This window comes from Pseudoalteromonas sp. SG43-7 (assembly GCF_014164295.1).
Taxonomy (GTDB): Bacteria; Pseudomonadota; Gammaproteobacteria; order Enterobacterales; family Alteromonadaceae; genus Pseudoalteromonas; species Pseudoalteromonas rhizosphaerae.
Genome location: NZ_JACJEY010000092.1, coordinates 1 through 9574 on the forward strand (window position 1 = coordinate 1; position 9574 = coordinate 9574).

Below are 9574 nucleotides of genomic sequence, written 5' to 3' on the forward strand. Positions count from 1 at the left end.
AGCTCTGTTGTTTTTAAGCGATTCATAAGATCACAAAACACCATGAATGTTCCCTCGCTTCCCACATTTTTTAATACTATTAGTTCATTGATATATAAAGGCTAATTCTGGGGATACTTTAGGTTGACGTCTAAACAAGAAAAACAAAAGCTGCTAGAGAAGATAACCACAACGAAACTGTTTTTACTGACTATGGTGGTGCTGTTAGCCATTTCAGCTTGGTTCAGTTATATGATCCCACGTCAGTTAACGAAGCAAATGCATTACGTGACTGCGAGAATTAATGATATTGCCTCTGGTGATGGTAATTTAACAGAGCGTATTGTGGTAAAAAGCCAAGATGAATTTGCCGAGCTGGCAACGGCATTTAATCGCTTTTTAGATAATTTGCAGCAATTGATCCGTGATATTTTAGGCCAAGCTAATGAGCTTAACCATTTAGGAACTGATTTAAGCCAGTTCGCAAATCAAAATAATCAGATCACTCAAAAACTCAGCCAAGCATCTGAATCAATTGTTAGTGCGGTTCATCAAATGAGTGTTGCTAGTCGCGAAGTCGCTAATGTGGCGCAGCAATCGTCAAAAGAAGCCGATAACTCACAGCAACTGGCTAAGCAAGGTTTAACGGCTGTGGCTAATTCGAGTGATAAAATAGTCGCGCTATCTGAAAATATGGAACATGCCAGTAACAAATCAACCGAACTGCAACAAAGCTCTGATAATATAGCTAAAGTGCTAGAGGTGATCCGCGCGATTGCGGAGCAAACTAATTTACTTGCGCTTAATGCTGCTATCGAAGCGGCGCGAGCTGGCGAACAAGGGCGGGGGTTTGCGGTGGTTGCCGATGAAGTACGCACCTTGGCAACGCGCACTCAAGAAAGTACCAACGATATTCAAAAAATGGTTGAGCAGTTTGCCAATAGTGTCGAGCAGTCTTTAACGGCAATTAATGGTGGCAAACGCTTTGCAGATGAAGCCGTAGCCTCGTTTACGCAAACCAATGATGTACTTAATGCGATGCAAGAGTCATCAGTAAAAGTGAATGATATGGCTATGCAAACAGCCCAAGCTACCGATGAGCAAACAGCAGTAGCTGAAGAAATCAGTCATAATTTATCATCATTGAACGATCAAACCATGCAAGGTGGCGAGCTGGCACGTTCAACTGAAGAAGTTGCGGTAAGAATGAACCAATTAACCGATGAATTAAGCCGCCTAGTGCAGCGCTTTAAAGTTTAATTGTTTGCTGTAGGCAATAAAAAAGGGTTCGAGAGAACCCTTTTTTGCGTTGTTAGTATCTAATACCAATCGACTTAAATATTTAACCATTCTAGCGCGCTAAATGCGTTAGTAATTTTTCATGTACGACTGCATGGATGCAAGAGGTAGAGCAATGCAGGAGCAATTGCCGAGAACAACTACATGTCAAAATCTCTGCCTTGTTACCACTGTATTTTTCTGTCGCTATAAATGGTCAGTAACTTAAAACGATTGGTATAACGTTTACTTTTTTTCGAAAGCGCGCTTCATAAAGTTCGGTGTTGCTAATGCGCCATGGTGAATACCATTATTGTAATACTCTGTAGTTTGCGCAAGCTCTGCTGCTGCGTCTTCTCTAAAACCGGCGAATGCTACATCTTTACGAGCAAGTGTTACTGACCATAAACCACTTGGGTAAATAGGTTGTGGGAATGGCAGTGTTTGTAAGTCGTTAAAGCCTACATCAGTCATCGCATCGCGCATTTCAACCAGTAATGGCATATGCATAAGCGGTGATTCACTTTGTTGTACCATAATGCCGCCAGGGCGTAGTGCATTTAAACAGCTCGTGTAAAAGGCATGGTTAAACAAACCTTCACCTGGACCGACTGGATCAGTGCCATCAACAATCACGATATCGATTGATTCTGCTGCAGCTTCACGCATGTATTTAATACCGTCGTCAAACATTACTGTAGCGCGAGGATCTTGGTTTGCTTCACATAACTCAGGGAAGTATTTAAGTGACATTTGCGTCACTACTTCATCGATATCGATTTGTGTAACAGACTCAACGCCCGGGTGCTTGAGTACCTCACGTAAAGTGCCGCAGTCACCACCACCAATAATAACTACATTTTTTGGGTTTGGGTGTGCAAGTAGTGCAGGGTGGCTGATCATTTCATGGTAAAAAAAGTTTTCACGGCTAGTTACCATAGTACAACCGTCAATAATCATTAGATTACCGAAGTCTGTTGTCTCGTACATTTCGACTTTTTGAAAAGGCGATTGCTGTTCTTCTAGCTTTTTGTTGATGCGCATAGAAAACGCACTGCCGTCACGTTCACTGATTTCTGTAAACCATTTACTTTGATCTAAATTTGCCATGTCGCTAGTTACACTTTTGAGTTGAGTATGAAAAAGGGGCAATTCTGCCAGTGCTTGGCGTTTTGCTCAATGAAATTTTATCAGTATAGCGAATATATTTTATCTTAGCTTTGGCTTAAAGGTCATTTTTTGTTAGCGTAGAGAGTTATGACGTACTAAAATGCGTGATTCCGCGAAACTTGTTAACTATAGAAGAATTTGCCATGACTTGGGGTTTAGATACAGCACGCTCTACATATAACGTTGCTCATTGGAGCGATGGTTACTTTGATATTAATAGCCAAGGTGAGCTGGTTGCTTTCCCAGATGGCGATCAAACGAAAGCCGCTATTTCATTAACCGAGTTAACGGAACAATTTAAAAAGCAGGGTTTAACGTTACCAGTATTAGTACGCTTTACCGATATCTTGCAAAATCGTGTAGATACTATGACCAGCGCATTTAGTAGCGCGCGCAATGCCCGTGCCTACCAAGGTCAATATACTTGCGTATATCCGATCAAAGTAAATCAGCAGCGTTCAGTAGTAAGTAAGTTATTGGCGCACCCGAGCGGCTTAGTCGGTTTAGAAGCCGGTTCAAAACCTGAGTTAATGGCGATTTTAGGTGTGGCAAAACAACCGATCACTATTGTTTGTAATGGATACAAAGACAGTGAGTTTTTACGTTTAGCATGTATTGGCCAAGCTATGGGCCATAAAGTTAAAATCGTCGTTGAAAAGCTATCTGAGTTAACAACGTTATTAGCCGAGATTGAAGATCTAGGCATCGAGCCTGCCATTGGTATTCGCATCCGTTTAAACTCAGTGGGTAAAGGGAAGTGGCAAAATACCGGTGGCGAAAAAGGTAAATTTGGCTTAACAGCTGGGCAAGTATTAACGGCCGTCGAAGTACTCAAAAAACACAATAAGTTGCATTTAATGCAAATGGTACATTTTCATATAGGCTCACAAATTGCCAATATTCGCGATATTCATCGTGCTTTACGTGAATGTTCACGCCACTTTGCAGAATTAAGCCAGCTAGGTGTGCCATTAAATACCGTTGATGTAGGTGGTGGTTTAGGCGTTGATTACGAAGGTTCTGGCTCGCGCAGTGCCTGTTCCATGAACTACACAGTCGAAGAATATGCTCGTAATGTGGTGAATGCGTTTGCTGAAGTGTGCGAACAGCATGACTTAGCGCATCCGGCTATTATTACTGAATCAGGCCGTGCGTTAACTGCTCACCACGCAGTGCTGATCACTGATGTGATTGATGTTGAGCAAGCACCAAATCACAGCAACCCTAGTGCACCTGAGCCAAATAGTGCGTTAGTGTTAGATGAAATGTGGCAGTGTTTACAACGCTTAAACCCACGTATGGCGCTAGAAATTTACCATGATGCAATGCACTTATTTAGCGAAGCGCATGACCAATACGTACATGGTTTAGTAAGCATGTTGGAGTGGGCGAAAATAGAGCAGCTGTATTTTACTATTTTGCATCGCGTGCGAGCGTCATTAAGCAATGCGCGTGCTCACCGTGAAGTACTGGATGATTTAAACGAAAAATTAGCCGACAAATTATTTGTGAATTTTTCATTGTTTCAGTCATTGCCAGATGTCTGGGGGATCCAGCAATTATTCCCGGTAATGCCGATTGAAAACCTTGATAAGCCGTTAACGCAACGCGCTATCATTCAAGATATTACCTGTGACTCAGATGGGCAAATTCGTGAATATGTTGAGGGAGCAGGGATCGAAACAAGCTTACCTATTCCACAATATGTACCTGGGCAACAATACCACATTGCCATGTTTATGGTGGGAGCTTACCAGGAGATTTTAGGTGATCTACATAACTTATTTGGTGATACTGATTCAGTCCATGTAGAGCTCACCGAACAAGGTTATCAACTAACCAATGCGATCAAGGGTGATAGCGTTAAGGATGTATTAAAGTTTGTTGATTATGATAGCGATATTTTCTCGGATAACTTTGCTACCACAGTACAGCAACTCGACATTAGTGACTCTATTAAGCAGCAGTATTTAGCTGAGCTAAATGCGGGCCTTGAAGGGTATACATATTTTGAAGATTAATTGCGATACTCTTGTATTGCATTCTAAATTGCCGAACAGTTTTAATGAAAGGAATTAAGTAGTAATGTCTTGGATCCGTTGTGTTTTTAGTATTTTCTTTTACACCATAAATACACTAATTTGGTTTGTTCCCATTTTTATTTGTGGCCTAATTAAACTTATCCCTATCAAACCGTTACAAAAGTTAATGAGTTGGACAGCTAAGCAGTGCGCCTCTATTTGGGTTACGTTTAATACGTTAAATCAAAAGTTATTAACACCAACCAAGCTAAGTGTTACCGGCCTTGAAGAGCTCAAACTAAAAGACTGGTACTTAGTGATTGCCAATCATCAGAGCTGGGTGGACATTTTAGTTTTACAGCGTGTGTTTAATCGTAAAATTCCATTTTTAAACTTCTTTTTGAAAAAAGAATTGATATACGTTCCTGTTTTGGGGCTATGTTGGTGGGCGCTTGACTTCCCTTTTATGACTCGTACCAGCAAAAGCCAATTAAAAAAGAATCCTAAATTACGTGGTAAAGATTTAGAAACAACCCGTAAAGCCTGTGAAAAGTTCAAAGAAATGCCGGTGAGTGTGGTTAACTTCGTTGAAGGTACTCGCTTTACAGCGCAAAAACATTCGCGTCAAAATAGCCCGTTTCCTCATTTACTCAAACCTAAAGCGGGTGGGGTGGCGTTTGTGATGCAAGCTATGGGTGAGCAAATCTCTAAAGTGGTAAATGTCACTATTCAGTATCCTGAGGGCATTCCTACCTTTATGGATTTTGCCAGTGGACGAGTAAAACAAATTAATATTCATGTAGAAGTGATGCCGGTAAGCCAAGAGTTGATAGGTGATTACACGGGAGATTCTGAATTTAGAGTACGTTTTCAATCAGAATTAAATCGCTTATGGCAAGAGAAAGAACAACAGCTTAGCGAGTTTGAGCAAAAACTTAAGTCATAGTCGCAAATGCTAATAGGTAACGGCCCAAATCAGTACTGTTAAGCTTGTATTGGTTTTGGGTTTGTTACAGTGTTAAGCAACAATCAATATAGCTAAAATGACTGTTATTGAGCCTCCCGCAGCAAGGAATTAGAATTATCATGACGACTCCAACTCATTTACAGCAATTTGTGCAGCCTTGGTTTCAGGGTATGCCTGACACAGTATTATTCAGTTCTCTTACAGCCACTGCAATTGGTGTGTTCTCGCTGTTAGTGGTGTATTTATTTACCCGCCGTTTAATGCTACCAGGTATTCAAAAGGTGGTGACTAAACTTTCTCCTGAGCGAATTGGGCTGTTGGCGCCTATGCTGACAAAACTTAACCGTCGTTTTGCCGGGATGTTGTGCTGTGTATTATTCTTAGCAACATTTGATAGTGTTTATCCAGTTACTGAATTTGCTGCTGAAGTGCTGAAGACGATTGGTCAAACTTTATTAATTATTCATGTTGGCTTTATCATCAGCAGCATAGTAAGTATTGCAGGTGGCATTTATAACCAACTAGAGTTTGCTCGCGAAGTGCCGATTCAAGGGCTGATCCAAGTAGTAAAACTTATTACCTTTATGATTTGTGTGATTTTGATTGTCAGTATCGTACTGGAAAAATCGCCAACCTATATTCTTTCAGGCTTCGGGGCAATTGCTGCGGTGACCTTGTTAGTATTCAAAGACACTATATTAGGTTTTGTAGCCAGCATTCAAATTGCAGCAAATCGTTTAGTAACCTATGGTGATTGGATCCAAGTAGATAACTATGGTGCTGACGGCGAAGTAATTGACCTTGGGTTAAATACCGTAAAAGTACGAAACTGGGATAACACTATCACCACTATCCCCACTTATATGCTGGTGGCCGGCTCATTTAAAAACTGGCGTGGTATGCAAGAATCTGGAGGTCGTCGGATCAAGCGCTCACTCAATATAGATATGAATAGCATTCGTTTAGCTGATGACGAGCTGACTAAAACGATTTCTCAAACTATCGCGTTAAAAGAATATATTAAGATGAATACCTTACCTGATCCGGTATCAAATTTAGGGTTATTTCGTCGTTATGCTGAAGGATATTTAAAGCAGCACAGTAAAATAAACACGTCACTGACATTAATGGTGCGGGAGTTACAACCGTTAAATCATGGCTTACCGATAGAGTTTTATTGTTTTAGTGAAGATAAGCGCTGGATATCGTACGAGCATCTGCAAGCAGAGATCATGGATCATCTACTTGCGGTATTACCTATTTTTGACCTACGCGCTTATCAAAGTGTCTCGGGGCAATTTAGTCCTGCAGCAATCACCCCAACCGCTATTAAACCTACCATTAAAGTGGCAAATAATACTGAAGCAGGCCAAGGCTAACAAATACGATTAATAGCCACCAAATAGGAGGCTTTGCTAACCTTAGCCATGCAAAAGCTGCAACAACAATCACAATATGCCAAATGTTGTGAACTGCGGATGTCCAAATTGGTGAATACAATGCAGCCGCTAAAAAACCTACCACAGCGGCATTAAGCGCGGCAATACAGCTGGCAAAGCGGGGGCGTTCAGATAATTGCAGCCAGCTTTTTTGAAATGCTAACATTAACAAAAAACCAGGAGTAAAAATCAGTAAGGTTGCAATCACCGCACCAACAAGCGGCTGCTCGCTATTAAGCTCTGCGCCTAAATAACTAGCAATGGTGAACATTGGCCCAGGCACCGCTTGTGCGCTGGCGTAAGCTGATAAAAATTGCTCAGTGTTTAAACTTGGTAAGCCAGCTTGAAGTATCGGCAATACCACATGACCGCCGCCAAAAACCATAGCCCCAGCTTGATAAAAGGGTGCAAAACCTGCAAATTGAGAACCTAGTGGGACAAAGCTCACTAGCAATAATAGTGCAAATAGAATGAGTGCAGGCCAGTTAACTGTGCGCTGCTTAGTTGCTGTTTGATTACTTTGAGCTAGATTAAGCAATGGCCATATTGCGCCAATAGCAGCGGCTGCTAATAGAGCCAATATTTGACTGCTCAGGCTCGGTAATAAGATCAGCACTAAGGTACTTAACACAGCAAGCGCTTTGAGTACCCAGCTAGTGCAAAAGCTTTTTGCCATACTCAGCGTAGCATCGGCCACAATTACTACAGCAAATAGTTTTAAACCGGCAACTATTGCAAAGTAAATAGCATCAAATTGGTGGGCGCTAATCGCTAATAAAGCCATGATCAAAAAGGAAGGTAAGGTAAAGCCAACAAAAGCAGCAATACCGCCTAATACGCCTGCTCGCTCCACACCAATAGCAAAACCCACTTGGCTAGACCCAGGTCCAGGCAGAGCCTGACTAAGACTGATTAGTTGTGCATAACGTTGAGCATTGAGCCATTGCAAGTTATCAACAAAATGACGTTTAAAATAACCTAAATGTGCAGCTGGCCCGCCAAAGCTCATGCAACCAAGTAAAAAAAACTGCTTAAAAATAGCTAGTAACATGAATTCTCTCGTTTCTTATTGCCGTAACAGCTTAGTATGACAAAATTTCGTGACAATTTTATGGTTTTTAATCTTTGTACCTGTCTACAATGTAAAAAAGGCTTTGTTAAAGTTAAGTAGTTATGCGATTTATTGTTTATATTTTTATAATTTTTGCCTTTATAAACTATGCCTATGCTGCAAATGAACCTAATGCGGCTGTGCAAAAAATATCGTTAGCCGTGGATCATGCACCACCGTATAGCCAAATTAATCAAAATGGTGAAGTATCAGGCGCGATTGTTGATATTTTTCGGGAGATGAAAAAGCAACTTCCTTTTAAGTTAGAGCTGGTTGGTTGCCCATTTTCACGCTGTGTAAGAATGTTAGAGCAAGGCGAAGTTAATGCGATGGGAGGTTTGATCCTCACACCTATGCGTCAGCAAGTAATGCAATTTGTAACCCCACCTTATATGGTTTTAACCTCGTCATTTGTATTTTATGCACGCGAAGATAGCCAATTACAAATCAACAACTATGACGATTTATATGGTAAAAAATTGCGATTATGCGAGGTGCCGTACATTTTAAACGTTTTGATGAAGACGATGAACTGACTAAAATAGCTGTTTTAACAGAAAGCACAGCTATTAACCTATTATTGAAAGGGCGTGCAGATTTAGTTATTGCCGTTGAAGATACCGCGGATCATGCTATGAGTGTGCTGAATCAGCCAGCCAATAAACTAGTTAAAATGCGGTATCGTTTTAATGACATAATCTATGGTTATCTCGCTTTAAGTAAACAGTTTTCAGCAACCCCATTAGCGCAGCAGGTTGATGCGCTAATAAAAACAATGGCTGCCACTGGTCAGCTAAATACATTAATTGCTCCCTATGAACTTCCTCCTCTTAACGAGCAAGCGCTGAGCTTTTAACATCTTCTTCATATTTCGTTCATTACAATGTTTGCATACTAGCTGTTAATGAAAGAATTAATAACCAAGGAAATACCATGACTTTAACCAAACCATTACTAACAGCGACTATTGTTGGATTATTATTAACGGGTTGTGAGACCACCAATACAGGAATGGGAGCTGGTATTGGTGCAGCTACAGGCGCAGTACTTGGTAAGGCAACCGGAGATCATGATGATAAACGTATCTTCATTGGTGCCGCTATTGGCGCGCTAGCCGGCGCTGCGGTTGGTGACTATATGGATAAACAAGAAGCAGCTTTTCGTGATGAGTTAGCCGGCTCCGGTGTTGAAGTTGTGCGTGAAGGCGATAACTTACGTTTAGTGATGCCAGCTAATATAACTTTTGCCACCGATCAATCGTATATTTCATCAGGCTTTCATAACACCCTTGATGCTATTGCTAAAGTGATGAATAAGTACGAAAAAACTTATTTAAGTATTGAAGGCCATACCGATAGCACAGGTAAAGATAGCTACAACATGACGTTATCGCAACAGCGTGCGCAGAGTGTGAAAGGTTACTTAGTGAATCAGCAAATTCTAGCTGGGCGTATTAGTACACGTGGTTACGGCGAAACTCGCCCAATTGCCAGCAATGACAGCGCCAACGGCCGCGCGCAAAACCGCCGCGTGGAAGTTCAAATTGTACCAAATACTAAAGGTTAATGTTTTATCTCAATCATTTTCTTAGGTAGCAAATGATTGAGAT

The 9574-nt window shown here is 41.2% G+C and carries 9 protein-coding genes; 7 read left to right on the top strand and 2 right to left on the bottom strand.

Annotation, left to right across the window (positions count from 1 at the left end; translation table 11 throughout):
- Window positions 1–123: 123 nt before the first annotated feature.
- Window positions 124–1239 (top strand): methyl-accepting chemotaxis protein, encoded by a 1116-nt coding sequence (locus H5200_RS22235; RefSeq protein WP_259399266.1) that lies wholly within the window; start codon window positions 124–126, stop codon window positions 1237–1239.
- Between the two features lie 264 nt (window positions 1240–1503).
- On the opposite strand, the gene speE is transcribed toward H5200_RS22235, so the two are convergent.
- On the bottom strand, window positions 1504–2367 hold the full coding sequence (gene speE / locus H5200_RS22240; RefSeq protein WP_182762681.1) for a polyamine aminopropyltransferase: 864 nt from the start codon (window positions 2365–2367) through the stop codon (window positions 1504–1506).
- 203 nt (window positions 2368–2570) lie between these two features.
- Here speE and speA point away from each other — a divergent pair, with 203 nt between their 5' ends.
- From speA to H5200_RS22255, 3 genes are all read left to right on the top strand, one after another.
- Window positions 2571–4448 carry a biosynthetic arginine decarboxylase gene (gene speA / locus H5200_RS22245; protein ID WP_145241988.1) on the top strand — a complete coding sequence of 626 codons (1878 nt, stop codon included), beginning with the start codon at window positions 2571–2573 and terminating at the stop codon, window positions 4446–4448.
- Window positions 4449–4512: 64 nt separating this feature from the next.
- Window positions 4513–5394 (top strand): acyltransferase, encoded by an 882-nt coding sequence (locus tag H5200_RS22250; protein ID WP_182719103.1) that lies wholly within the window; start codon window positions 4513–4515, stop codon window positions 5392–5394.
- 140 nt (window positions 5395–5534) lie between these two features.
- Window positions 5535–6794, top strand: coding sequence for a mechanosensitive ion channel family protein (locus tag H5200_RS22255; RefSeq protein WP_182762683.1), 1260 nt, complete (start codon window positions 5535–5537; stop codon window positions 6792–6794).
- On the opposite strand, the gene chrA is transcribed toward H5200_RS22255, so the two are convergent.
- Window positions 6757–7905: a chromate efflux transporter gene (chrA, locus tag H5200_RS22260; protein WP_182762685.1), complete on the bottom strand. Its 1149-nt coding sequence runs from the start codon at window positions 7903–7905 to the stop codon at window positions 6757–6759. The two genes, H5200_RS22255 and chrA, sit on opposite strands and share 38 nt — an antisense overlap.
- A 122-nt stretch (window positions 7906–8027) precedes the next feature.
- On the opposite strand from chrA, the gene H5200_RS24170 reads away from it, so the two are divergent.
- The 3 genes from H5200_RS24170 (at window position 8028) to H5200_RS22270 (ending at window position 9531) form a co-directional block, all read left to right on the top strand.
- Window positions 8028–8501 (top strand): ABC transporter substrate-binding protein, encoded by a 474-nt coding sequence (locus H5200_RS24170; protein ID WP_259399267.1) that lies wholly within the window; start codon window positions 8028–8030, stop codon window positions 8499–8501.
- Window positions 8453–8821: a hypothetical protein gene (locus H5200_RS24175; RefSeq protein WP_259399268.1), complete on the top strand. Its 369-nt coding sequence runs from the start codon at window positions 8453–8455 to the stop codon at window positions 8819–8821. Before H5200_RS24170 ends, H5200_RS24175 begins: the two co-directional genes overlap by 49 nt.
- Before the next feature lie 77 nt (window positions 8822–8898).
- Window positions 8899–9531 carry an OmpA family protein gene (locus tag H5200_RS22270; protein ID WP_149983073.1) on the top strand — a complete coding sequence of 211 codons (633 nt, stop codon included), beginning with the start codon at window positions 8899–8901 and terminating at the stop codon, window positions 9529–9531.
- The last annotated feature ends 43 nt before the right edge of the window (window positions 9532–9574 follow it).